Raw genomic sequence first — 24,430 nt, 5'->3', positions numbered from 1 at the left:
AAAATTAAAAATTAAAAATTAAAAATTAAAAATTAAAAATTAAAAAAACCTAATTTAAATTAATTAAATTAGGTTATAAACTGATATTAAACTATTTTAAAGATTTTATTTGAATCTAAACTTTGAAAATACATATCTATACTTGGTCTAATTTCTTCAGCATTCACAGTAATAAATTGGATATTTTCATTTAATATGCCTAAATTCAACTTGGATGTTAATAATGTAGCAATAATTGAATATTGTGTACCAAACTGGTCTTTCACATCTATTAAGCAAGTATTCATAAAATTCCTTATTTTATTGAACAACTAACTATTATTTAGTTAGTTCTTTATTCAAACCAAATAAGAGATTAAATTATAGTAATACTACTTGCTTGAATACCCTTTTTCCCATTTGAAGTAGTAAATTGGACACGTTGTCCTTCCACTAGAGTTTTAAAACCACCAGATTGAATTTCACTAAAATGTGCAAATACATCATCACCATTATCTGAAGAGATAAAACCGAATCCTTTTGCATCATTAAACCATTTTACTGTACCAGTCGTTAAATTTGACATATTTTATATTCCTGAATAATTAATATTATAGTCAATAATCTTTAAATATAAACTTTTAATAAAATGATGCTATAAAACAACAAGGTAAAATTAGTAAACATAATAAAAATATTTTTCTAAGAAAACACTATAACCTGTTTATAATATGAAAGATAGTATTAAAAAATTAATTTATAGAGCTTATTTAAACCCGCATAAAATGATTTACCATCAAGATTTAAAGAGAAAACCTCCCCAGACTCAAATTCGATTTGCTTACTTACTTCAACCCACGTTTTTCCAATTTGATTATTTTGTTGTCGCATAAAAGGAATAACTTTTACACGAATTTGATCACCATTTACTGCGGATGCATTCATCCAACCATTAGATATATTCATTTTCACTCATTTATTTGAGCTTTTGTAAAACACAGTAATATTAAAACTAAAAAGATTATGGAGAGAATTTAAATCTGATAGCAAGAGGCTCACGCCTACAATTAAAATTTACATTTTACATTAGCAATATAATAAATATAAAAGCATTATGCATTTTATATTCTTAAAAACTCACAACACTATAAAACTTCAACGCGAATAAAGTAATGTGAGATAACAATAATAATTTAACACTTATCAAATAAAAAATTAACAAGTGAATATAATCTCTGTATAGATCTAAATACTTTCCCATTTCAACTTACGGAATTAATTCAATTCACTATAACACTCATCGGAATATTTAACCTAATTTTATTTATTTCGATGAAAATAAAATTATAAAAAAAAGCTTAATCTAATATATAGATTAAGCTATGAAAACTATATGTTTTTTCATTGGTAGCGGGAGCTGGATTTGAACCAACGACCTTCGGGTTATGAGCCCGACGAGCTACCAGACTGCTCCATCCCGCATCAATGAAAATACGTTATACAGGTTAAATGTAAATAATACAAACTTTTTTAATAAATTTAAATTAATATATCCCCTAATTTAACCTAAATCACGGATAAGGATTTTGTTTTAAAAGCATACAATAAAAGTAATTTATAGTAATTGGTGCGCTCAGCGTGCATAAGAATAACAACTTAAACTATTGTTTATACTGAATTTATTTGAACACGGTTTTCAATGTACTTCTAAATGTACTGCTAAAATAAAAAGTCCCTGCTGTTTTTCTATTTTTGGTCTCGGGTTCGAGTCCTTCTTTTGTGTAATTATATCATTGAAACTTAGAATCTGTATCCCTTGAGTTTTTGGTACCCTCATTAATAAAGGTACCATCAATTTCATTAAACCTAAGCATCACTAAATCGTTTTGCATCAGTTGTGTGTTTGTCTTCTTGTTCTGCCACGAAATTGCATATTTAACCCGAATCGCGGATAAGAAATTGACTTGAAAAATAAAAGGACTAGAACCATCAGTTGAGTTACCACACCTAACTTAAAGCTCTAGTCCTAATGTTCAATAGTACCGAATTATTCTGCATAATTGATGATTTCTTTCTTAAATTTGAAGCAATTTATTGGCAGTTTCTCAAACAAAATCGTGATTCCTTAAGAATCAGAACTGCTCAACTCACAATTTCAGAGATCTGCTTTATTGCTATTTGGTACAAGTGTTCTTATTTCAATAATTTCAAAGCCTTTTTCGCATGGTTAAAAGAAGACAAAAGTCATTTATTTAAGTACTTACCTTGCTATCAACGTATGATTTATCTGATCAATATGCACCAACTCGCCCTACATGCTTTGCATGTATCACTGATGAAAGCTCAAGATAAACAATATTTATGGATTGATTCAACAACACTACCAGTCTGTAAAATCAACGGATTCAGCGCCATAAATCTCTAGCTAAAATAGCAACTCGTGGTAAAAGTTCGATGGGCTGGTTTTATGGCTGTAAATTACATATTGCGATGAATCAATTGGGTGAAATAGCATGTTCAGCTTTATCAAATGGCCATGTTGCTGACATTAAAATGGTTGAGCAATTGGTTTACGGTTTAGAAGCGAAGATTTATGCGGATCGTGGCTACATTAGCCAAGATTTAAAAATCAGATTAAAAAAGAAAAGTGTTGATTTGATTACCTATCATCGGAAAAACATGCAGACAATTCAGCTTACTGCATCAGATGAATATCACTTAAGACAACGTAACAAGATAGAAACGTTATTCAGCTTATTAAAAGGGAAATACAATTTGGTCACGAGTAAAGCACGTAGTATTCATGGATTTCTAAGCGGGATTTACACATCGTTATGTGCATATCAAATTACGCATTCAAATAAGCCAATAATTCACATTATGGAATCATTGGCTTAAGCAGGATTCGGGTTATTTAAGATATTATATCAGGTAGATATCTATTTTAAGTCATTATTAAATCCAATATAAACTAAAATCAACTTATAAACAAAAATCACAAAATCTTAACTTACAAAATAAAAAATAATAATAATAAAAATACTTCAAAAAATCAATAACAATCTCTGATACATATATATTGATACATATACATTATATCTATTAATCAAAAAAAGGAACATTCTAAGGTTGTCATCAATAATAATGACAAACAGAGTAAAAATTATGTTTAATTTTAGAAAAAATCTTAATTGCTGCACCCCTAAAACAACTAACAAAGAAATTAAAAAGGAGGATATCAAAAACACAAATCACACTGTTAAAGAAAATAAAAATGAGGATGTTGAAATTAAAGATTCTAGTGCGGAAATTCTTAAAGAACATACTGAAATTCCAAAATAATCATATTAATTTAAAATATTAATTTTTAAAATTAAAGGGATATAATCCCTTTAATTTAAATTAAGGAGTATAAAAATGAATACAAATCTAGTGAAATCTAGAAAAATAATTACTTTATATAATAATCAAACACAAAATTATAGATGTCTTTGGGCAAACTATGATAAAGATGACTGTCTTATAAATATTACGGATTTTTTCGGAAAAGACATTCATATTTTAAGAGGAAATAAAGTAAATATAAACAATCACATATGGTTAATAATGGATCATATACACAAATTCAACTTCAGGCCATAATTATGAAAAACATATTAATAAATTCAACTAAAGGTTTAAAAATAATAATGACAACCAATATAGAAAAATACAATTTTTATTCTTTTATCTTGATTCGAATTAAAATTAAAAGAAACATTTAGTATATGAATTTTATATTTTCTTTAAAAAAATTATTTAAAAAGGGTTTATTATGAAATTTTTTGAAATAATAGTCAAGGATCAATTTAATAAAATATATTATGTTATCGCCACATATGAAGATAATATATCAATCAACACAAAAACACCAACTAACATCTGTTTTTTAACAATAAAAAATGAAGATATAAAACCAAGCTTTGATTTACTTTTTAAAAGCAAGTTTTCAGGTAAAATTTACAGAGTAATATAAAACTCAATATAACATTATTAATTCGACAGAATAAATTCATTAAAAAATTCATTCTCTCATAAATATATAGTTGCTAATTATGAAAATCACCAATCTTTTATCAACAGCCGATTTATCGCGTATTATTGAAATGGCTTGGGAAAATAAAACCCCTTTTGATGCTATACAACAACAATATAATCTAAATGAATCAGCAGTAATTACTCTAATGCGTAATAATTTAAAATCTACTAACTTTAAACTTTGGCGTAAACGTATGAGTGGTCGAAAAACCAAACATATGCCATTACACTCATTTGATGTTAGTCTCGCATATAGAGATAACCTATATAAATCGTATTAATATTATTTCTGTTTTAAAAGCTTCCCCACCTCTATCCAAGCATCAACTTGCATTGCACATTGATTGTACTTATCAACCGTATCCACTCCCCATTTCATCCAATCTTTACCAGTGGTACCTGACAATTCTTGAAGTTGTGGGCAAGGTTGCATTAAATTAGCTGGTACCTCGACTTTGAATAAGCGAGTTGATGGAGTGCATGCCGTCGTCATCAATGCAGACATTCCGATAAACATCACGCTCAACAATTTTATCGACGTACTTTGTGACTGTTTCAACTTTGACTTTATATTTGGCTTTTTCGGTTTCATAGTCTGCGCTCAACTTATTAATTGTAGTTTGCTGTTTAGCTAAGGCTTCTTGATAAGCTTTGGCTTCTTTTACTTGTTTTTCTTCATACTTTTGAACAGTCTTGGCTTCAATTGCATCCCGGTCTTTCTTCATATTTGAATAACAGCCAAATTGAATAAGAGATAAAACAACTAAAGCAATGATGGTATAAATTCGATACATTTATTGCGCCCCCATACAATTGTCATAACGTTCTTTTTGTCGGGTCCATACGCCATAGCAGTTGTTAGATCGGATAGAGCAATCACGCTTAGCCACATATTTATATTTAAGAAGTGATTCGCAGGCTTGTTGATAATTACCCTGCTTTAAATGGCGAAGCATTGATGAATTAGACCAAGTACCTATGCCATATTGATAGGTGAAATCCATATAGAGGTCATATTCCTGTTGCGAAATTGGAATATTTAAAAGCGTTTTATTAAATCGCTGAGCCTCCTGATCCATATGCGCTTTTAGGTATTCAAGACCCTGCTTTCTTGTAATCGGTGGATCCGTCATTTTGACTCGAGTACCATCTGGATAAACCGTAATACCGGGACCAATCGTCGGCACATCACCTTTCACTGGTATGATTGGTTTTGAGCTAAATCCCTCTTTGGCCATCGTGGCTTGAAGCTGTTGTTCACTTACGCCAGATATTAAAAAACCGCCACCTGTTAAGGCAGCGGCTATTGTTGAGCCGATAATTGTGCATTTAAAACCTCAACCCATGTCCCACCATCCGTTTGTAAATCTATGGCGTATTTGATGGTATAACCATATACATCACCATTATCCGGATTGGTCTGGCGAATAGGTCCCCACTTTAAGCGAATATTAATGGCATCAAGATCTTGATTTGAAAGTGCCCTTACCCAAGGTGTATCTGATTTAAGTTCAACATTCACTGCCACTTCTGATGAAATATCTGGATAACCTTCAATATAATCTTGATCAAGCGTTCCGTATCGGAAGTCACAAATCACATTTTCAAAATTATCTTCAAGGCTTGGATTTTGTAAGGGGGTATTTTCCAAATAGACTGATTGCAAACCATTCGCTAATCCTTCAACTTCACCTTCCGATAAACCATATAAAATTTTAATGTAAGTTTTTGATTGGGCTGAATCCGGTGCAATCGTGGCTCTTTTGGTACTACTTGACCCCCCTTTTGCGCCTTTAATTTTTGCTGTATTCATCATTTTCTCAGACATAAAAAAAGACGCTTCAAGCGTCCAAGTTTTGAAATAAATTAAAGTAAATCTTCAGGATATTGAGCAGCACTGACAATAAAGCCTCCCACTTCTCGCTGACCATACAGCACAGGAACCGGATTACCTTGAGCAATGGTAGTGACTGCACCACCAAAACCTTTATTGGCTTTATTGCCATCTTGATTCTCATCATTGGTCTCTGTTTTTGGCATCAGCATTTGAGCAATACCACCGACCATCATTCCAATACCAGCACCAATTAATGCTCCACCAATAGGAGCAGCACTACCAAAAGATAAACCTGTTACCACAACACCCACGACAATTAAAACAGCACCGAGAATGGTACTTAAAACCCCATCTCCACCTGCCCCAATCACTTTCGGTACAATCTTGATGACTTTGGCACTGGTATCAAAATCTATTTGATCTTCAGCAATATTGTGAGCATCTTGCCAAATTGCAAATGTTAAACCGCGCTCATGTGCATTTAGCATAAACTGTTCAAAACCGGGTAACTGAATCGATAAAGCTTTGACCGCTTCTCTTGTGTTTGCGACATCTAATTTAAATTCTTTGCCAAATTTCTTGGCTAACACACCATATAACTTAATTGTTTTTAACATGACGTACGACCTTAGCAACACGTTCTTGCCACTGTGAACCGTAGATTTCACGGACTGACTTTCGTTGATAGGGATGATGCAAAATAAAAGGACCACCGACTAAGGAACTGGTTACTTCTGATTTTAAATTGGGCTGATGGTCTAAATAAATCACCGCATGATTTACATGCTCTGTTCGACCAACTTTACACAATAAAACATCGCCATATTGCACATGATCCACCTCAACAAAACCTGCCTGTTTAAATCCATTTAAATATAAAGATTCATGATCTTTCGATTCCCACCAACGATCTTGACGTTCAAAATCAATCAATTGAAGACCGAATTCACGCTGATAAAAATCTCGAACAATCGAATAACAATCTTGCCAGCCATGATAATAATCACGCCCGACCAAAGGTGCTTTATATCCAAAAGGTTGATGAACTTGAAACTCAACATCTGGATACGCACAAATTACCCAAGGCTTTTGATGCAGTTCGATTTGATGTCGATCTAATTCCGAAGCTCTTGCTGTGGCATTCGGATGCGAATGTACATAAGCTTGTATTTCACCTAAATCCTCAACTTTGGCCAAATCTTCAGGATGAATTTCAAATTGATCGTGATGTTCTGAAAGATTACGGCAAGCAATATAAGTACCATCAACAATCACGCCACAGCATTCTTGAGGAAAACATTGTGCGGCATCCTGTAAAATCGCTTTCTTCATTTTAGTTGTTAATTTCATAATAACGAACTCGCTGGGAAACCACCAAAACGTAGAACATTGCCTTTTTTAAATCGGCACTCACATCCTGATAAGCGTTTTGAGCATTGGTCTAATAAAAGTCGATCTGTCGGTTCATCTTTGTGGGTAAATAATTCTGCACCGGTATAACCACATTCTTCAGAGCGATACTCCCATTGACAGTAATTTGAAATCTGTCGAACCGGTATTTTTAAGCCCTCAAAATCAATCGGATTTGAAAGTTCAAAAGTCACAGCTTGAGCATTCTCTGAAGTCTTTTGTTCGATATACCAAAGTTGTTCCTTGGCTTCATTTTGGGCAGAAGAATTACCTGTAGTGAAATTCTCAGCATCAAGATATTTGGCCAATGTGGTAATGACTTTTAATTTCATCCCAACAAAATCTTTAAACTGCAAACAATAGGCAGATATGGCACCTTGAACTCCCCGAAAGTTATTCGCTAGCGTCAAGGTTGGTGCTGATGCTTTACCATCAGAACGCATTTCTAAGCCATCACATTGCAATGCGATTGGTTCAAATGTTTCACCTTGCCAAACAATATCTCGATACCAAGCAAGCTCACCTGTGGTGACATTCTCTTGTTGAGTAAAATGCTGATCTTGGTCAATGGAGTAATTATTTTTATCAATTGAAATCCACGTATTATCAATCGTTAGTGGTCCAAATGTTCTGCTCATCAATGCAGTTTGATCAGCGGTAATTTGCTCACTATCAATGGAGATATTGGTATTATCAACAGTGAGATAAATTTTCTCCCAATCTCGATAAGCAATATGACCATGAAAACGAAGAATGCCAGCACCTAAGGCACTGGCATCCAGTTCAAACAGTTGAATTAAGCCATCAACATAAAGCTTCTGAAAGTCGCTATTTAAAGCCATTTAAAACCTCATGGATAAAAAACCTGAGTGAATGTAGTTGAAATTCGCCAAATATCACCACCTAAACACACTGGGTTATATTCACCTGTTTTGACACGGACTTCGCCATCCATTGGTGAATCCCAAAGAAAAGAATCTGCCCCCTTATGGGCATCAAAAAAGGCTTTAATCTCTAAGATCAAAGCCTTTTCTGCTGTTTTTGTATAGCTCCAAGTGCTTGACTTGTTGTTGATGCCAACTGAAGTATTTTGCTCATAACCATCACCAAATTTACTGCTTAAAACATTAAATGATGAGGTTTGTGAGTTTGATTCTAAATCTTGGCACCATGTAAATTTTTGGTTGCTCATTTATTTAGATCACTTATGCAGGCTTTCTTAAATCATTAATGTGTGAATTAAAATAAATTTCAATTCTCTCATTTAGTGCTTCACTGTCAGTTGTAATTGATTTTTTGGTTTGTTCCGTAAACTCAATATATTCATTAATATCAATCACTCCCTTTTTTGCTAAAAAAGAAACAAGACTTCCCACTAGTGGCTTCGTTTGCTTACCATGTACTACAAGAAATCTTGCGGCATCAGAAAGGGAATTTGTAATCATTTCAAATTGTGCTGAAATATTGCCGATTTTAATTTGCAAACCATCTTTAAGCTGACGAGCTACTTCTTCTTGTTCAATGTAATACTTGCGAATTTCGTGCCCTTTTTCATTACGCTCCATCATTCCAAGGTGCTTGGTCATATCTACTGAAATGATGTAATCAGTCACCCATTGACCAGTCTTGGAAAGCTCGTTTTTTTTGACGAGCTTAATAAAGTCATAATTTTCTTCAAATTTACATTGGGTGATTCGTCGTTTAATCCAATGTGAAAAATCAGCTTTAACTTCTAGCATTTTGTGCAAATCACGAGCATTCACACCTAATTGAATTTTTCCGTTTAATTCAACCTCAATAAATGGAGTTTGATTTTCAATATTTACTAATGCATTCATTTCGTTTACCTCGTTACCAAATAAAAAAGCCACACAGACATGTGGTAACGAAACACATCTGTATGGCAAAACTTATTGACGCAACTTTGCGTTAACCTTTAAAAACAGATATTTATAAAAAAGAAAACACTGGCGAAAGATGATGAGTAGTCATAAGACCATCTTTGTTTCGGGAGCTACCCTAGCCAGTGGTTGCCATATTTCAGGCATAAAAAAACCCCAATCCAATTAAAGATCAGGGCTTGTAACGGTTTGTTGGGTAATATCGCTAGTTCACTCGAAACTCAGCTCTCATGATTTTTCCATAGAAATTATCATCATCAATATTTTGTGGCGCATGGACTATATAAACCTCCAAGTGTTCAATGCTTTTTCCTTCTAGTAAATCACGCCACTCCTGACATACCCTCATTAAAACTAAGGTCCCTGTATTTTTAGGTACAAAGCATTGAATTGAAATCATGCCAAAATCTCTAAACTTCGCCCGGTTACCAAAGCCTGAAAACTGAGTACTGTGATAATCAATTGAAATTCGGCACCAAGGTTTATCTATAGGTGGAATAAATGGAGATCCATTTTGAGCCTCACTTAAATGTGACGCATCAATACAGGGTAATTCTTTAATTTTGAGTTTTTTTGCAGCCATGACACGACCATGACCAGCAATAATGCCATTGTGACCATCAATAATAATTGGATTTAAAAAGCCAAACTCTTTAATGGATGCAGCAATTTGTAAAACCTGCTCTTCACTATGAATACGTGAATTATTCACGTATGGAATTAAATCACTTGTATTGATCTTTTTTATAGGAGGGGAAATTGAATTATTCATATTATTCCTTCATTTTTTAGTTTCGTTATTTGTTTTTAAGATTCTTTGTTGCTTCTATTTTGTTGACCATATCAAGCCACCGTATTATGTAACTCATCAAATAAACTATGGTTCATCAATAGTGTTAATTGGATAAAAGCCAATTCATTATTGCTAATGGTCTGCCCTGTTTCAGCTTTACTCTTACATCAAAATTATATATTCACACATTTGTCTTAATTATGTAGCTTTACTTGAATTCATAGGACTCTATGAACCTAGTTAAAGCAATCTAAATCAACAATTAATATATAGTTAATTTTCTTAGTGAAATATCATGTCGATATAAACACTTACTGAATAACAAATATCTACTCCCCCCTCTCTAAACTACCTTAGTGTAAGTGTCATCAAATCTGTAAGGTGAATACTCCTTCACAAAGTAAAGAAGATTAAAATGTCAGATTTTAAAGATTTTTCAAATAAAGCCAGTCTTCAAAAATCAAACACTCAAACTAACGAACAAGTGAAAGAACATACACCTCAACCAAATACCCCATCACCCCCTAAGGTTGATCAAAAAGATAAGGGGGTTCAACCTGATCACAATGTACCCAATAAAAAGTAGGATATAACTGATTTAATTTAGGAGAAAAATAAAGTTTCATATAGTGGATATGAAGCTTTATTTTTCTATTCATATTGAATAGCTTCTGCAATATTAAGTTTTGTGAGGTTCGCCATATATTTTCTCCTTCAAATCCTAAGTAATAAAAAAGCCCTATCGATATACTGATAGAGCTCTGCTTAGATTCAATAAATTAATAATAACTAAAAGCAGTAACGAAATAGTTAATTATTAAATTTATATTTACGTGAATCAGCCTAAAAAAGAATGCTATTTATTTTAAATAAATTGATGTAAAACCTTCAGGTCTCGTTTTAAATCTACGATGAACCCACATATACTGCATAGGTTCTATACGGATCTGGTTTTCAAGAATATTGTTAACTCTTATAGCATCAGAAACTTCATCATTACTCGGAAATTGATTCAGTATTGGCTCTATCAAAATATGATAATGAGGGTTTCTAATATCCCCTTTTCTGTAAAAATATAAAGGGATAGCAACTGCATTAGACATCTGCATAATACGTCTATGTGCCGTTAACGTAGCCGCATAAATACCAAAAAATGGAGCCATGACACCTTGCTTTAAACCAAAGTCTTGATCAGGACTATACCAAACAGCTCGACCATCTTTTAGACTTCTAACCAATTGCCTCATATCATTCTTAGAAATCTGATTTTTATAAACTCTCTTTCTACTACAATAAATTAACCAATCTAAAAAAGCGTTATTTTGTGGTCTATATACCACATCCAATTCAAAAAAGAGACTAGAAATATAACCGCCAGCATCTAATAAAGTTGTATGAGTACTCAGTAATAAAATTCCTTTATCTTTTACTGCTTCAATATGTTCTAGCCCCTTAATACTAACCCTATTATTAAACCAATTCGGGCTATACCACGCATTTAACGCTTCAAAAAAGCCTATTAACATATTAAAAAATACATCTTTACCTGCTTTTTCTATTTCTTCAGGACTTTTATCAGAAAAACAAACTTCTATATTTCGAATGGTAATGTTTTTTCTACGCTTTAAATATTTCCATGCAGGATTAACTAATAATTTAGCTATACGCCACTGAATGAACCATGGTAAAACTGCCAATATAAAAATAAAAGGTAATAAAAACCAAGTAGTCCAATATTTAGGGAGTAAAAAAGCCCATTGAAATTTTCCAGATTTATTCTGATGATGATCAAGCATTAAACGTTTTTTTCTCAAACTAATTTATATAATTTATTTAGACCTGTATAAAAAGATTTTCCATCTAAATTTAATGAAAAAATTTCCCCAGTTTCAAACTCTATTTGCTTACTTACTTCAACCCAAGTTATTCCAAGCATATTATTTTGTTGACGCATAAAAGGAATCACTTTTACACGTATTTGATCGCCATTTACAGCAGAGGCATTCATCCAGCCATTTGATATATTCATTTTAACTCATTTCATTGAGCTTTTGTAAAACCACGTAATATTAACTACAAAGATTAGATAGAGAGGATTTAAAATCTGATAGAAGAGGCTTTGCCTACAATTAAAATTTACATTTTACATTAGCAATGTATTTAAAAAGCACTGTGCTTTAATAGTTAAAAAGTCCACAAAGCCGTGGACTTTTTAAGATCGGCATGTAGCGATATCATGCTCTGCGTTAACTGCTTGAATTCATAAAATAAATTTACTAAAGGGAATACGCAATTCCAAGAACAACTCAAACACTTCCGTTTCGCCTACGGATTCGATCAAAGCCACTATAGCACCCTTTTCAATCTAAACCTAATTTAAATATTATTAACTGCTTCAGTTTTAAATAAAGGATGTGATTTCCTATACTTATTCAATAATCTTGTTTCATTATCTATAAAATATTTTTTTTCTTCATCCCATGTTGATGCTCTCGTATCGAAATCTGAGTTTCTAATAACCCAATCAGAAACAATACCATAAATAAATGTATTATCTGCAAAGATAAATTTTGACTTATTACTATCTTTTAAATTTAAAAATATTTTATGTGTTGGCAATGATCCAAATATCCCAAAATAAGTATATAAATATTTATATGTTGTGGGCATAATTAATTTACCAGAAAGTATTAAAAGCATACTACTGTAAATAGTTAAAAAATACATTTTAAATATTTATTAAAAAACCAATTAGTACAGTCCATCTAAATATAAACCCACCAAATAATTATCTTATCGGTGGGGTTTTTGCTTAGTTGAGCCATTCTAATAAATAGATAGCTATGTAAAATTTAACCCCTATAAAACTATTTTTTTGTAGTCTTTAATTCAAATATTATTCTCTGATCGTAACTTTTACTTTCATTTCGATGAATATTAGTGATCACTAATAACGTAAATATACATATTACTAAAGTAATACACCCACAACAAAAGGCATAATTAATTTTCCCCATATTTCCCCTAATGTTTATTTTTATAATTACCTTATATCTCTAAAACAAAACAAAAACAATACATTTAAAAAACAAATAAAAACATTAGTTTAATTTTACTTTAATATTAGCCACTTATTTTCATCAAAAAGTTTATTCTTAAAGACTTTCAGATAAAATTTAACAGTACTTTTCAATAAAATAAAAACATAAAAAAACCCATTTAAATTTTCATTAAATGGGTACACACCTATGCAGTGTAAAACCACCAACCTTAAAGTTGGCAGTGAGGTTAGCGCACATTAATTATTTATAAATTTCGACCACAAAATATATATTATTTTTTTAATTATAAATACCTAAAAGGTTGTGCCATTTTAGATATGTAAAATTTAAATTTTTTCATTGGTAGCGGGAGCTGGATTTGAACCAACGACCTTCGGGTTATGAGCCCGACGAGCTACCAGACTGCTCCATCCCGCATCAATGAAGATACGTTATACGTAGTAAAGCTCAGTAAAGCAAACTTTATTTAAATTAATTAAATATTAATCTAACTCAGCAACAAAAAAGCCAACTAATAAGTGAATCTTTTATTCAACATTTTGGTTTTCTAAGCAACAACTCAACCTTTTTAGTCGCGTCACCCAAATCCAAACTATCTAATACCCAAAAACAAAATAAATCACTATCAATAATATATTTTTGCTTGTAATACGTTGATGAATGGCTTTCATCAATCTCCTTAGCACTGAATCGTTTTTTATCAAAGTCAAAAACTTGACCATCCAAATCACCGCCAATGCATATATTCAATTTATTTACCTAGTAATTTATTAATGCAAACACTTTAGCACAAAAACAAAAAAGCCCACCAAATGGTGAGCCTTTTTGTAGAGAAGGTGTTTTTATTGATTATATATTTAATCATCAAAACAATATATTCGTCCCAGATAAACTGTAATACGACTACAATATAAAAATATTACCTTATATGCCGTTATTTTGTCAATTAAGCTTTTTTTAGATTTTTACGGTAAATATCAACATAGTAATCAATCTCATCTTGCATATCTGACAACATAATTTCGACCATATTTTCAAGATAAATATAATGTCTGCGATAAGTATCAGCTTTCATTTCGATGATTCCTGAGAATTTAAGCTTGTCCTGTACGGTGAAGCCTTGTAATCCCCTTAATTTAAAAAACAAAGCCATCTTAGCAACTTTGAGCGCGAATGATTTCAGATCAAATCTTACTCGTTGAACATCCTTTACTAAAGCTTCATACAGTGCCGTAGCTAAATAACAATGCAACGTATTATATGCCATTGTTGTATCTCGATAGTCACCCCAAACTAGGATTTCACAATAAGCCTTAGTAGCCTTATCTTCAATTGATGCAATGGCTCCGCAACGGTCCTCCCATGTTATAGGGTTTAAGTTGGTACCTTTTTGAGTGGTTTCATAGTTTGTAGTTTTTGCTCTCATTTGCTGCCCTAACCATTCCAAATTTGTCGTTCTTTCTTGTACTGCAATATTCATCTAATCCCCTCACACTTATTAAGTTTAATGAGCCCACCACAATTCTCAATTTTCATCATCCCAGAACTGTCTCTCTTCTAATTTCTGGTGTATCTCCAGCCATTGCTGTTGAAGTAATTCTTTTTCTTGTGCATCACGACAATCATTAATTGCGTCGCGTAAACTACTTAAGTCATGTTTTGTCATATAAAAAAAGCCCTATCACAGAGATAAGGCTATTGTGGATCAAATGGTGTTGAGGTTTGTTGGGTGGTTTCACATAGAAGATTATCTAAAGACTCTTTTGGTTTACACGCTTTGAAAGTTCTTCAGCACTTTCTACACGTTCAGAGTAACGATTAGTTAAATATCCTGACTGCCCTCTTGTGAGAAGAGTAAACTTGTAAAGCTCCTCCATAACATCAACAATCCTATTGTAATAAGAAGAAGACTTCATACGTCCATCCTCCTCAAACTCTAAGAATGCTTTAGGGACGGATGACTGATTTGGGATCGTAATCATACGCATCCATCGTCCTAGTATTCTTAACTGATTCACAACATTAAAAGATTGTGATCCACCACAAACTTGCATTACAGCCAAAGTTTTACCTTGTGTTGCACGTATTGCACCTGCTGCCAATGGAATCCAATCAATTTGAGCTTTAAGAATAGAGCTCATTGCACCATGACGTTCAGGCGAACACCATACCATCCCCTCAGACCATGCTAAAAGTTCATGTAACTCTTTTACCTTAGGATGTTCCATATCACTATCCTCGGGAAGAGGTAATCCTTTAGGATGGAAAATTTTAACTTCTGCACCCAAATATTCTAAAATTCTGCCCGCTTCCTGAATCGCTAAACGGCTATACGACCTTTCACGATTTGAACCATACAAAAGTAATATTCTTGGTGGATGTTCTAGTTCTTTGGCTTGAACTTTGTCTAACGTAGGTTGTTCAAGAAGATTTAAATCAATATTAGGTAATTGCATTTAAAGTTCACTCCTCTTTATAAATTTTTTTTCTAAGCCATAATGACACTGTCACTAAAGCAATAAGTACAGGTACTTCAACAAGAGGACCAATAATCGTAGTAAATGCTACTGGTGAAGCCAATCCAAAAGTAGCAATAGCAACAGCAAGCGCTAGTTCAAAATTATTTCCAGCTGCAGTAAAAGAAATAGCTGTTGTCTTAGGATAATCATTTCCTATCCACTTACTCATAAAGAAGCTAATAAAGAACATCACAACAAAATAGATTATTAAAGGTATAGCGATTCTAATTACATCCAAAGGAAGGCTAACTACTTCACCACCTTTGAGGCTAAACATTGCAACAATAGTAAATAAAAGAGCAACTAGGCTAATCGGACTAACTTTAGGAATAAAGTTAGTTTGGTACCAATCTAAACCTTTTTGTCTAACTAAAATTAATCGAGTCAAAAAACCAAGTAAAAATGGAATTCCTAGATAAATAAGCACAGCATGGGTAATAGTCCAAAATCCCACATCAATAACTTGTGCTTCTACACCAAAATAAGGTGGCAAATAAGTCAAAAAAAGCCAAGCATAACTACTAAAAAATAAAATTTGAAAAACACTATTAAAAGCAACCAATGCTGCTACATATTGATTATCACCACAAGCTAGTTCATTCCACACCAAAACCATAGCAATACATCGGGCTAATCCAATTAAAATTAACCCTGTCATATATTCCGGATAGGAATGTAAAAAAACGATGGCTAGAATAAACATCAAACTTGGTGCTATAAGCCAGTTTTGGACAAGAGATAATGTTAAAGTACGCTTATCCTCAAATACTTTTGGCAAAGTTGCATAGTCTACTTTAGCTAGTGGTGGATACATCATCAAAATAAGTCCTATCGCAATAGGAATATTTACTGAATTTATACTCAGTTGATCTAAAGCGATCGATACTTTAGGAAAAAATATACCGATGCTTACCCCTAATGCCATGGCAATAAAAATCCATAGGGTTAAGTTTCGATCTAAAAATGAAAGCTTTGATACAGACATTCGACTACTCGCACTGTATAGAGATAGATAAGTTGTTCGAAGGTGTGCTCAGTACCTCATCCTTTAAAACATTAAGTATAGAAGTTGCCCACTCTGGTAAATCGGGATTTAAACGGTAATATACCCATTGCCCTTTACGTTCATCTAGCACAATTAAAAGGTTACGAAGTAAAGCTAAGTGGCGAGAAATCTTAGGTTGGCTCAGCTGTAATATCTCTGTGATTTCACAAACACATACGTTATGTCTTTCTAAAATTATTTTTAATATATCCAAACGAGTCGAGTCAGATAGGCATTTAAAGAAATCTGCTTGGTCCATGATCTACCTGCATTCATATATATGGTATTGCAAATATACGCATATCCATATATAAGTGCAACACTACACTCAACTCTAGGTCTATCCAATGTCATCAAAAGTTAAGATCTATCACAACCCAGCTTGCGGAACATCAAGAAATACACTAGCTCTAATTCAAAATACAGGAGAAGAACCTGAAATTATTGAGTACCTTATTAATCCTCCAAGCAAAATTGAACTGATTCATTTAATTGAAAAAGCAGGTCTTTCCGTACGTGAAGCCATTCGTAAAAATGTAGAGCCTTTCGAAACGCTTAAATTAGATCAACCTCATTGGACCGATGAACAACTCATTAATTTTATGGTTGAGTATCCAACTTTAATTAATCGTCCATTTGTAGTCACTGAGATCGGTATAAGACTCTGTAGACCATCTGAACTCGTTTTAGATATTTTATCTGCATCTCAACTAAAAGCTTTTAGCAAAGAGGATGGTGAAATCATCATCAATAATAATGGTAAGCGGATTAAATAAATCCGCCCCATTTAATACCATGAGTCTTATACAAAATCATAATATTCGAACCTTGAGGTATCCAAATTGGACACTCTGCTGTATTTGTGAGGTTTAGTGTCAAGGTTTAGTCTTCTTCTAAATTCTTTTAAGATCTCTGATCTTTTTTTGAGCCTTAATATATAAAACCATCACCGAATCACAAGAAGTCCTATCTCTAAAATAGGACTAATATTGAAGGATTTTAATTAATATAATCTTTAGTTGAAATAACCTGAGCATATGCAAATTCAAAAGCCGCCATTAATGTTGCATGTACATGTTCAGCAGGCACTTTAACACCATTAAACTCTAGGTCAAGTGTTGCACAAGCATCATGGATTACCGTCACTTTATAACCAAAATCAGATGCAGCACGAACAACAGCATCAATACACATATGGCTCATGGCACCAATTACAACAATTTCCATTATGTTATTAGTATCTAAAACTTTTTTAAGAGAAGTATTTAAGAATGCATTAATATTATTTTTGATAATAATAGTTTCATCTTCTTGTGGCTTAACTGCATCCTGAAATTCAATACCATTTGAATTAGGTTCAAATATAGGTGATTCAGCATTAGCAATATGTTGAACATGAAGTATTTGAATACCATCCTGACGAGCCTTCGCAATTACTTTCACTGCATTAGCTGATACTTGTTCAATATTTACCAATGGTAATTTTCCCGTAGGTAGATATTCATTTTGTAAATCAATAACTAATAGAGCTGATTTTGACATTGCTTTTCCTTTACTTAATTAATATTTATTTGTTCTAACTTATGGTTTTAAAGAAATAGAGTACATCACTTCTTTCAATTAGTTTAAAATGAAAGCATTTAGTCATCAACCAAAACCAACACATCACCGACAATTACTTTATCCTTTTACATATACTAAAGCTAACGTTACTCATGTAGTAAAGGTTTGATTACTTAAAGCCATCCAACTGCATGACTTTATAAAGATAAGTTGCATACTCAGCTTACCTTAATTTAAAAATGAGATAATTGAAATTTTGTATAAGGTGTATTATGTTAATTTGATGGTAATTTTCATTTTTTTGTATTAAATAGGACATATAAATTTAAGTTGAAAAGATTCTTAATAGGAACAATATTTCCCTCACTTAAATTACTGTTATAAATCATAGCCATCCATATTGGAGATAAGATCAGTAAAGTAAACTCAAAAGTAGTGCACATTAAGTTAATTTCTTTTCTTTCACTGGCTATTGAAATTAATTTTTCTAATTCTGTTGTATAAGGCAAAAACATCACATTAAAATAAATTTTTCTTAATTCTGGATTATGTTGACTTTCTCTTAAAATTAATTGAGCTATACCTTCACGTCTAGAAGTGGAAAAAGAATCAATGACTTTATCAAAATGATTCAATAAAAAATCATAAACATTTTGATTATTAGCTAACATACCAGCATGAAAAACCATATGACTTTCATTAATCATCATATGGGCTATTTCTTCAAAAATATCTTCTTTTCTTGAAAAATAACGGTAAATGGTTCCAACACTACAATTAGAAGAACTTGAAATATCTCTAATAGTTGTTTTTGAAAAACCATTTTCAAGAAATAACGTTAAAGCAGCATCTAGTATTGATTTTTTTGTAGCATCTGTTTTCTCACGACTTAAGCTTCGTGTACGTTTAGCAATATCCATAGAAACCAAAGAAAATCAAATTAATAAAAAATAGCCTCATTAAGAGGCTACTTAACTATACAAATTAGTTAATTATTTCTCACTATTGTCATTAACAACAACTTCACTTGCTGGAGTCTCAGTAACAATAGCTTCACTCGCTACAACTTCAGCAACAACCTCACTTGCTGGAGCCTCAACAGCAAAGACATTTAATGATGCTACAAGTGCTGTTCCTGCAAAAGCTAATTTAACTAATTTCATACCTATAATACCTTAAATAATGTGAATTGATTATGTTTGTAATATAACAAAATAAAAATGAACATTGTTCACTTTTATTTTAGATAAAATTCATCTTATTTTCAATAGAATTTGTCTACTATTTAACATAATAGAGTTATACAAAAGCAAAATACTAAAGACTCAATACAACGCTATGCTCATTTTTTTGTGAGATTTGGCGTCAATGACAATAAAAAAAGCCCTATCTCAGGGATAAGGCTTATTGAACTTTAACTAATAATTTTTAGCGATTGCTTTCTAAACTTGATGCAGCTCCAGCTCCAACAGCACCACCAATTGCAGCACCGCTTGTTCCACCAATTTTACTACCAAGAGCTCCGCCTACTGCACCACCTACAGCACTTGCTGCGGCATTTGCATTAGAACCATCATTTAATTTACTTGCTGTTGCCCCACCAATAGCACCACCCACAGCAGCCCCTGTAGTTCCATTAGTTTTATGTCCAATTGCAGCACCGGTCCCAGCTCCACCAGCAGTAACTGTAGGCTTACTTAAACTAGTACAACCAGTAAACACTAATGTAAAAAATCCAAATAACAAAGCTACTTTAAATTGTTTTTTCATAAAAATTCTTTCAAAAATATTGGTGTAGCTTTATCTTAAGTTAAAAATACTAATTAAATTTGAATGAATTGTATAATTTAGTTACAAACAACAAGAACCATTATCATTAATAAAAACAGATAATTAGTTAAACATATCCAACTGCCCCACATTATATTGATACGTTGCCCACTCACCCTCTCGTGGGTAACGCTTTACACCTGTCTCCATCTGCCACAATAAAATAAACGCATCACCATTCTCATAATTAGGAATACCACCTCTCGCCCATTCTGAAACAGTCGAAGCTCCCGACACTGGCAACACATCTGCAATCTTTTCATGTGTCCAACCGAGTTTATGTAGATCCAAAATCATTCTATTAAAATCAGGTCGTTTATACCCTCTCAACTTTAATAAAAACTCTTTAACCGTCTTTTTACTTCTTTGCTGGATAAACCGTATTTGAGATTCTTTTATCAATGCATCTGAATTAATCACCATTCCCATACATACCTCCAATCATGCAGCCATTTCATGCTTAGACTTCGCTTTGTACCGCCTACTCGTTTGCTTGTTGTAGTGGATCGGATAACACGCCTTACATACAGCTTCGTATTCATATTTAACACCTGATGCTGTTTTTCTCCGTTTTGGATAAAAGAACTCATCATCCATCGGGTAATAATCATCACAACACAAACAAAGTTTTTCAATACCTAGTTCCGTTTCGATTAGTTTGGGTTTTGGTTCAGCAACACAATCAATAGTTTTATTATCGTTTTCATCCTTCATGCCACTGCTCCCCAAGGCTTTTTAATAATCCCACGAACTTCGATTTGAGCTAAATCAAACGCATCTTTCCAAGTCTTACCTTGTTCAACAAAACGCTTTGTTAAATCCATAATCTGTTGCTGTTCTGAATTAAGACCAACTTTTTGAGCTGTTGTCTTTTCTTCGGCAATCGACTTACCTTGCTCTTGAAGTTTTATTGCAATCTGTTTTGGCGCTTCATACCACTGCTGTGATTCACCTTTGAGTTGAGCCTTGGATAAAAGATCAACATAGACTGCTTTAAATTGACGTTGTGCGCCTTTCATATTTCCACTCGTAATCTGATATGCCACTTGATCAAAAGCGTATTTAGTGAGAGTTGTGAGTTTTACTGATTTCTTAACTGTATAATCACAAACTCGCGCCCATGCTTCTTCAGCTGTCCACCAACTACCAGCCATGCACCATGTTTTAAATTCTGCGATTGTTGGGCAATAACCACCTTGACCAGCTTTCGTATTCAGCATTGCCATACCGCGATTAAATTGATCATCAGAGAGTGTTGTCATCACACCAGTAGCAACCATTTCAACTTGACCAAGCGTTAAGCCTTTCATCGAGTCAAGAAATAAATTGCCGTACAGTGCTTGCAAAGTTGTCACTAAAATATTTGCACGTTGTTCAAAAATGTTCATAACCACCTCTGATTAACACTTGGCTGTTCACATCAATAATTTGTGATGCTTGTGCTTGCTGTTGACGTTCAAAACGCTCTTGTGCCCACAGGTCTTTTGTTGCTTGGAGAGCAGATTTTGGTTTGTCTTGGAAATTATTTTGTTTTCCAAAAGTACGAGCTTTCACGCTACGCTCTGCTTTCTCGAACTCCTGAAGCAACCACATTGCAAATCTGCGATGCTTTTGGTTTTCAGTGAGTGGTGGTTTGTTTTCCCAGTGAGAATTAAAATTTCCTAAGTGAAATTGGAAATCCGCCATTGATAAAATTTCATCTACCCGTTGACTAAATTTTGTTTGAGCGAGAATTGTTTTTAAGAAACCAAAATTAGGATTCCACTGCTCGTCAAAATCATTTTTTTCAGGCGCGTTTTCTTGTGTGTGTATTTCTTTAATATTTTCTTTGAAATTATCTTTTGTATCTTTAGATTCTAAAGTGCTAGCGCTTTCATTACTAAAGTGCTGGCGCTTTAGTTTCTAAAGTGGTACTTTGATTTTTAAAGTGCTCGACCAATGAAACCTCATTAATTCGATATTCATTTCCTTTTCGACTGTTTTCACTAATTATAGAGATAACTTTAAGATCAATTAGTTCTTTAAGCCCTTTTCTAATTGTCGCTGTGCTTACCTTTTTTGAGCCTAGCAAGCTTCCACCTTGTAATTGACTGTAACTAACAAAATCAGATTCTTTTTGAAATCCATGAATTCTACTTTCTAATTCAAAATAAACATGACGAGCTGCATCGCTTAAAAAAGGGTAAACCTCTTTTCTGTATAACTGGCTTGATTGAACATAGCCTTGTAAGAATTTCTCCGACATAGCTTGTCGCTCTTGCTTTGGAAATTGAACAACTTCGCCTTGATAGCTTTGTTGTTCTTGTGCTAAATTTGATTTCATTCATTTGCTCCAAGTATTTGAATTCCCCGAACCACTTTCAGTTCCCGCTGAAAGTGGTTTTTTAATGCCTAAATTTCTAGCGGTCGGATAAATCTGTACGGTGCTCATCGTTTTTATAGTTCTCTGTTAATCCGAATATCTTTTGTCTAACCTTTGTCTCATGTTCAACTTTTTGGAGATAAGGCATGACAATCGTCTCGAAAATAAATTCACTAGCACCCTGCCCAGCTCTTTGCTGTTCTGCTAAACCAGTTAATTGGTCTTTTCTAAACTGCGGCATATGTATTGTTACGGATGCGTCCTTTTTGGTTTTACGTCTGGTCATGGGGGATTTTCCTATGCAACTTGTAAAGTTGAGCAATTCTCAATCCATAATTTTGTAAGGCTTTCACCTTTTTCATACCCAAGGCGCTTACCACATAAGCCATTTTCAAGATTGCTAACGTAGTTTTGTGAACAACCCATTGCATTGGCAATTTGAGTTTGTGTTAATCCTTTTTCCTTGAGATCAACAATCATTTTCTGCCATCTATTCATAGAGGACTCCTATATCTTCTATATCCCCTATAAATATATAGGTTTTCCGATATCACTACAATAGCCAAACCGATAAAGATTTGTATCACAATTCCGATAGCGGTATTTAAGGACACAGTTATGGCAACTTTAGGTGAAAATCTAAAAAAAATTCGTAAAGCTAAAAAAATGACTCAAAAAAATTTAGCTCAAAAATCAGGTGTCAAACAGTCTGTTATTTCAGATTTAGAAACTGGTAATGCCAAAACTACTGGTTCGATTTTGGAATTAGCTGCCGCCCTTGGTGTTTCTGCTGAGGAGTTAAAAAAAGGCATTATCGATGAAAGTAAATTATCTAATATTGAGATTGTAAAACCTAGAATGGCTCCTGTTCTTTCATGGGTTCAGGCTGGTGTATTCACTAATGTTGAGGCTGTTGATATGTCTCAAGTTGAAGAGTGGCTACCATTACCAGATGAATGTGAGGAATGTTTTTACTTAAAAGTTCAAGGTCTAAGTAATTTCCCTACATTTCAAGAGAATGATTATATTTTAGTTGACCCGTGTGTTCAGTTTGATGATATGCGATCTGGAGATATGGTTGTAGTTAGAAAGTTTGACGATGCTACTTTCAAAAAATTAGTAATAGAAACAGATGGAACTAAATACCTTCAAGCTTTAAACCCTGAATTGAAACCAAATATTATTCCACTGGATGAAGACTGTAATTTTGTTGGCGAGGTAGTTGATTGTATTCGGTACATATATAAATCAAAACGCAGATCAAAAACAATCAAGCACAACATTTAAAAAAGGAACCCTAAATGATCGCAACACTTAATAAATCTAAAACTGCGCTAACGATTAATCGTCAAGAATTTAAATTAGCACTAGAAAAATTAGCGCAGGAATTGATAAGCAAATTACTTCACTCAAGAAGGCAAAACAGAGCTATGACGCTGCGGAAATGGCAAATGAAACCATAAACGAGCTAAACATCTTTGAAGCTATTATTGAGGGTTTTAATGAGGCAGAAGGCATCAATCTAAAGCTATCAGACATAACTAATCTTGATACAGCACAAGGATGGATTGATGAGTTTTTAGAAAAATATTCTAAGTCTTGATTGAATAACACCACCCCACTTTGTGGTTTTTTGGTTTAGATAGGAAGAGGCATGAAAGTTGATATAAATGAAAAATACCCCCCTAATGAAGAGGAGGTGGAAATTCTACAAAAATTACTTAAAGACATTCAATCGTATCAGAAAGATTCTCAATACAGAAGTCCGACACCTACCTATGATTTACAATCGAGGTTAAATGAAATTAGTGCAAGGCCCTTAAGTTTCAAAGTTTCTGAAATTAAAAAACTTTCAGATTTAGAATTATCAAGGTTGTTAACTGGTGAGTTATTTGGAGATCAGTTAACAGATGCAACTATTCAATTAATTAATAGTGAGCTAATAGTTAGGCAAATTGAAAAACCATCAATACACAGTTGGGTTGATTACACCACTATTGTCTTGGCATTAATTGCAGCTATAACAGGTACTATTCAACTTATAAAATAATT

Annotated in this window: 35 protein-coding genes, 2 tRNA genes and 5 pseudogenes; 8 read left to right on the top strand and 34 right to left on the bottom strand. The window is 33.1% G+C overall.

Going from position 1 to position 24,430, the window contains the following annotated elements:
- Positions 1-86: 86 nt before the first annotated feature.
- From AOY20_RS09365 to AOY20_RS09350, 4 genes are all read right to left on the bottom strand, one after another.
- Complete coding sequence (locus AOY20_RS09365) at positions 87-287, bottom strand: hypothetical protein (RefSeq protein WP_054581611.1); 201 nt, start codon at positions 285-287, stop codon at positions 87-89.
- Positions 288-355: 68 nt separating this feature from the next.
- Positions 356-565, bottom strand: a complete 210-nt coding sequence (locus tag AOY20_RS09360) for a cold-shock protein (protein ID WP_054581610.1) — start codon at positions 563-565, stop codon at positions 356-358.
- Between the two features lie 158 nt (positions 566-723).
- Positions 724-945: a hypothetical protein gene (locus AOY20_RS09355; protein WP_054581609.1), complete on the bottom strand. Its 222-nt coding sequence runs from the start codon at positions 943-945 to the stop codon at positions 724-726.
- Between the two features lie 439 nt (positions 946-1,384).
- A tRNA-Met gene (locus AOY20_RS09350) sits at positions 1,385-1,461 on the bottom strand.
- 547 nt (positions 1,462-2,008) lie between these two features.
- Between AOY20_RS09350 and AOY20_RS09345 the strand changes: the two are divergent.
- The 3 genes and pseudogenes from AOY20_RS09345 to AOY20_RS09325 all read left to right on the top strand — a co-directional run bounded on the left by AOY20_RS09345 (position 2,009) and on the right by AOY20_RS09325 (position 4,337).
- Positions 2,009-2,877 (top strand): annotated as a pseudogene (locus tag AOY20_RS09345) (IS982 family transposase).
- A gap of 267 nt (positions 2,878-3,144) precedes the next feature.
- Entirely contained in the window at positions 3,145-3,321 is a 177-nt protein-coding gene (locus AOY20_RS14760) for a hypothetical protein (protein WP_158319997.1), read from the top strand.
- Positions 3,322-4,073: 752 nt separating this feature from the next.
- A complete protein-coding gene (locus AOY20_RS09325) occupies positions 4,074-4,337 on the top strand; it encodes a TIGR03643 family protein (protein WP_054581605.1) in 264 nt (87 codons plus the stop codon).
- 2 nt (positions 4,338-4,339) lie between these two features.
- Here the strand turns inward: AOY20_RS09325 and AOY20_RS14835 are convergent, their stop codons facing one another.
- From AOY20_RS14835 to AOY20_RS09280, 10 genes and pseudogenes are all read right to left on the bottom strand, one after another.
- Positions 4,340-4,489: a hypothetical protein gene (locus AOY20_RS14835; RefSeq protein WP_169780616.1), complete on the bottom strand. Its 150-nt coding sequence runs from the start codon at positions 4,487-4,489 to the stop codon at positions 4,340-4,342.
- A gap of 4 nt (positions 4,490-4,493) precedes the next feature.
- Positions 4,494-4,850, bottom strand: coding sequence for a hypothetical protein (locus AOY20_RS09320; protein ID WP_054581604.1), 357 nt, complete (start codon positions 4,848-4,850; stop codon positions 4,494-4,496).
- Complete coding sequence (locus AOY20_RS09315) at positions 4,851-5,378, bottom strand: glycoside hydrolase family protein (protein WP_470170026.1); 528 nt, start codon at positions 5,376-5,378, stop codon at positions 4,851-4,853.
- Positions 5,372-5,869, bottom strand: a pseudogene (gene gpJ / locus AOY20_RS09310) (TipJ family phage tail tip protein); the annotation flags it as partial. The pseudogene gpJ and the gene AOY20_RS09315, both read right to left, overlap by 7 nt.
- 53 nt (positions 5,870-5,922) lie before the next feature.
- Entirely contained in the window at positions 5,923-6,510 is a 588-nt protein-coding gene (locus AOY20_RS09305) for a tail assembly protein (RefSeq protein ID WP_054581602.1), read from the bottom strand.
- Positions 6,494-7,243 (bottom strand): C40 family peptidase, encoded by a 750-nt coding sequence (locus AOY20_RS09300; RefSeq protein WP_054581601.1) that lies wholly within the window; start codon positions 7,241-7,243, stop codon positions 6,494-6,496. The genes AOY20_RS09305 and AOY20_RS09300 overlap by 17 nt, the downstream gene beginning before the upstream one ends.
- The gene (locus tag AOY20_RS09295; RefSeq protein ID WP_054581600.1) at positions 7,240-8,145 is read right to left on the bottom strand and encodes a phage minor tail protein L; all 906 of its coding nucleotides are present in this window, start codon (positions 8,143-8,145) and stop codon (positions 7,240-7,242) included. Before AOY20_RS09295 ends, AOY20_RS09300 begins: the two co-directional genes overlap by 4 nt.
- A gap of 8 nt (positions 8,146-8,153) precedes the next feature.
- Positions 8,154-8,495 (bottom strand): phage tail protein, encoded by a 342-nt coding sequence (locus AOY20_RS09290; protein WP_054581599.1) that lies wholly within the window; start codon positions 8,493-8,495, stop codon positions 8,154-8,156.
- Positions 8,496-8,682: 187 nt separating this feature from the next.
- Positions 8,683-9,141, bottom strand: a pseudogene (locus tag AOY20_RS09285) (antA/AntB antirepressor family protein); the annotation flags it as partial.
- A gap of 268 nt (positions 9,142-9,409) precedes the next feature.
- Positions 9,410-9,976, bottom strand: coding sequence for a ParB/Srx family N-terminal domain-containing protein (locus tag AOY20_RS09280; RefSeq protein WP_054581598.1), 567 nt, complete (start codon positions 9,974-9,976; stop codon positions 9,410-9,412).
- A gap of 436 nt (positions 9,977-10,412) precedes the next feature.
- On the opposite strand from AOY20_RS09280, the gene AOY20_RS14830 reads away from it, so the two are divergent.
- The gene (locus tag AOY20_RS14830) at positions 10,413-10,583 is read left to right on the top strand and encodes a hypothetical protein (RefSeq protein ID WP_169780615.1); all 171 of its coding nucleotides are present in this window, start codon (positions 10,413-10,415) and stop codon (positions 10,581-10,583) included.
- A gap of 274 nt (positions 10,584-10,857) precedes the next feature.
- On the opposite strand, the gene AOY20_RS09275 is transcribed toward AOY20_RS14830, so the two are convergent.
- From AOY20_RS09275 to AOY20_RS09235, 10 genes are all read right to left on the bottom strand, one after another.
- Positions 10,858-11,793: an LpxL/LpxP family acyltransferase gene (locus AOY20_RS09275; protein WP_054581597.1), complete on the bottom strand. Its 936-nt coding sequence runs from the start codon at positions 11,791-11,793 to the stop codon at positions 10,858-10,860.
- Positions 11,794-11,807: 14 nt separating this feature from the next.
- Positions 11,808-12,026 (bottom strand): hypothetical protein, encoded by a 219-nt coding sequence (locus AOY20_RS09270; protein ID WP_054581596.1) that lies wholly within the window; start codon positions 12,024-12,026, stop codon positions 11,808-11,810.
- A gap of 347 nt (positions 12,027-12,373) precedes the next feature.
- Positions 12,374-12,667, bottom strand: a complete 294-nt coding sequence (locus AOY20_RS09265; protein ID WP_054582577.1) for a hypothetical protein — start codon at positions 12,665-12,667, stop codon at positions 12,374-12,376.
- 732 nt (positions 12,668-13,399) lie between these two features.
- Positions 13,400-13,476, bottom strand: a tRNA-Met gene (locus tag AOY20_RS09260).
- A gap of 114 nt (positions 13,477-13,590) precedes the next feature.
- Positions 13,591-13,809, bottom strand: a complete 219-nt coding sequence (locus tag AOY20_RS09255) for a hypothetical protein (RefSeq protein WP_054581595.1) — start codon at positions 13,807-13,809, stop codon at positions 13,591-13,593.
- 196 nt (positions 13,810-14,005) lie between these two features.
- Entirely contained in the window at positions 14,006-14,539 is a 534-nt protein-coding gene (locus tag AOY20_RS09250; protein WP_054581594.1) for a hypothetical protein, read from the bottom strand.
- 45 nt (positions 14,540-14,584) lie between these two features.
- Entirely contained in the window at positions 14,585-14,725 is a 141-nt protein-coding gene (locus AOY20_RS14825) for a hypothetical protein (protein WP_169780614.1), read from the bottom strand.
- Positions 14,726-14,810: 85 nt separating this feature from the next.
- Positions 14,811-15,515 carry an arsenical resistance protein ArsH gene (arsH, locus tag AOY20_RS09245; protein WP_054581593.1) on the bottom strand — a complete coding sequence of 235 codons (705 nt, stop codon included), beginning with the start codon at positions 15,513-15,515 and terminating at the stop codon, positions 14,811-14,813.
- Positions 15,516-15,522: 7 nt separating this feature from the next.
- The gene (gene arsB, locus AOY20_RS09240) at positions 15,523-16,563 is read right to left on the bottom strand and encodes an ACR3 family arsenite efflux transporter (RefSeq protein WP_054581592.1); all 1,041 of its coding nucleotides are present in this window, start codon (positions 16,561-16,563) and stop codon (positions 15,523-15,525) included.
- Positions 16,564-16,567: 4 nt separating this feature from the next.
- A complete protein-coding gene (locus AOY20_RS09235) occupies positions 16,568-16,882 on the bottom strand; it encodes an ArsR/SmtB family transcription factor (RefSeq protein WP_054581591.1) in 315 nt (104 codons plus the stop codon).
- An 88-nt stretch (positions 16,883-16,970) separates the two neighbouring features.
- Between AOY20_RS09235 and arsC the strand changes: the two genes are divergently transcribed.
- Entirely contained in the window at positions 16,971-17,399 is a 429-nt protein-coding gene (gene arsC, locus AOY20_RS09230; protein WP_054581590.1) for an arsenate reductase (glutaredoxin), read from the top strand.
- A 223-nt stretch (positions 17,400-17,622) separates the two neighbouring features.
- On the opposite strand, the gene AOY20_RS09225 is transcribed toward arsC, so the two are convergent.
- The 10 genes and pseudogenes from AOY20_RS09225 to AOY20_RS09180 form a co-directional block, all read right to left on the bottom strand.
- Positions 17,623-18,165, bottom strand: a complete 543-nt coding sequence (locus AOY20_RS09225; RefSeq protein WP_054581589.1) for a cysteine hydrolase family protein — start codon at positions 18,163-18,165, stop codon at positions 17,623-17,625.
- Between the two features lie 314 nt (positions 18,166-18,479).
- A complete protein-coding gene (locus tag AOY20_RS09220) occupies positions 18,480-19,106 on the bottom strand; it encodes a TetR/AcrR family transcriptional regulator (protein WP_054581588.1) in 627 nt (208 codons plus the stop codon).
- Positions 19,107-19,178: 72 nt separating this feature from the next.
- Positions 19,179-19,349 (bottom strand): hypothetical protein, encoded by a 171-nt coding sequence (locus AOY20_RS14755; protein WP_158319996.1) that lies wholly within the window; start codon positions 19,347-19,349, stop codon positions 19,179-19,181.
- Positions 19,350-19,614: 265 nt separating this feature from the next.
- Positions 19,615-19,956, bottom strand: a complete 342-nt coding sequence (locus AOY20_RS09215; protein ID WP_054581587.1) for a hypothetical protein — start codon at positions 19,954-19,956, stop codon at positions 19,615-19,617.
- A 123-nt stretch (positions 19,957-20,079) separates the two neighbouring features.
- Positions 20,080-20,445, bottom strand: coding sequence for a hypothetical protein (locus tag AOY20_RS09210; protein ID WP_054581586.1), 366 nt, complete (start codon positions 20,443-20,445; stop codon positions 20,080-20,082).
- A 12-nt stretch (positions 20,446-20,457) separates the two neighbouring features.
- Complete coding sequence (locus AOY20_RS09205) at positions 20,458-20,730, bottom strand: hypothetical protein (protein WP_054581585.1); 273 nt, start codon at positions 20,728-20,730, stop codon at positions 20,458-20,460.
- A complete protein-coding gene (locus AOY20_RS09200; protein ID WP_054581584.1) occupies positions 20,727-21,404 on the bottom strand; it encodes a hypothetical protein in 678 nt (225 codons plus the stop codon). The genes AOY20_RS09205 and AOY20_RS09200 overlap by 4 nt, the downstream gene beginning before the upstream one ends.
- Positions 21,391-22,339 (bottom strand): annotated as a pseudogene (locus AOY20_RS15145) (hypothetical protein). Before AOY20_RS15145 ends, AOY20_RS09200 begins: the two are co-directional and overlap by 14 nt.
- Before the next feature lie 76 nt (positions 22,340-22,415).
- Positions 22,416-22,664: a hypothetical protein gene (locus AOY20_RS09185; protein WP_054581581.1), complete on the bottom strand. Its 249-nt coding sequence runs from the start codon at positions 22,662-22,664 to the stop codon at positions 22,416-22,418.
- An 11-nt stretch (positions 22,665-22,675) separates the two neighbouring features.
- Positions 22,676-22,876, bottom strand: coding sequence for a helix-turn-helix domain-containing protein (locus tag AOY20_RS09180; RefSeq protein WP_054581580.1), 201 nt, complete (start codon positions 22,874-22,876; stop codon positions 22,676-22,678).
- Between the two features lie 120 nt (positions 22,877-22,996).
- Between AOY20_RS09180 and AOY20_RS09175 the strand changes: the two genes are divergently transcribed.
- The 3 genes and pseudogenes from AOY20_RS09175 to AOY20_RS09165 all read left to right on the top strand — a co-directional run bounded on the left by AOY20_RS09175 (position 22,997) and on the right by AOY20_RS09165 (position 24,428).
- The gene (locus tag AOY20_RS09175; protein ID WP_054581579.1) at positions 22,997-23,665 is read left to right on the top strand and encodes a helix-turn-helix domain-containing protein; all 669 of its coding nucleotides are present in this window, start codon (positions 22,997-22,999) and stop codon (positions 23,663-23,665) included.
- A 14-nt stretch (positions 23,666-23,679) separates the two neighbouring features.
- Positions 23,680-23,981: pseudogene (locus AOY20_RS09170) on the top strand (hypothetical protein).
- A 51-nt stretch (positions 23,982-24,032) separates the two neighbouring features.
- The gene (locus AOY20_RS09165; protein ID WP_054581578.1) at positions 24,033-24,428 is read left to right on the top strand and encodes a hypothetical protein; all 396 of its coding nucleotides are present in this window, start codon (positions 24,033-24,035) and stop codon (positions 24,426-24,428) included.
- Positions 24,429-24,430 lie beyond the last annotated feature (2 nt).

Origin of the sequence: Acinetobacter equi, from assembly GCF_001307195.1 — a bacterium.
Lineage (GTDB): Bacteria > Pseudomonadota > Gammaproteobacteria > Pseudomonadales > Moraxellaceae > Acinetobacter > Acinetobacter equi.
This window is presented reverse-complemented; position numbering and strand designations above follow the sequence as displayed.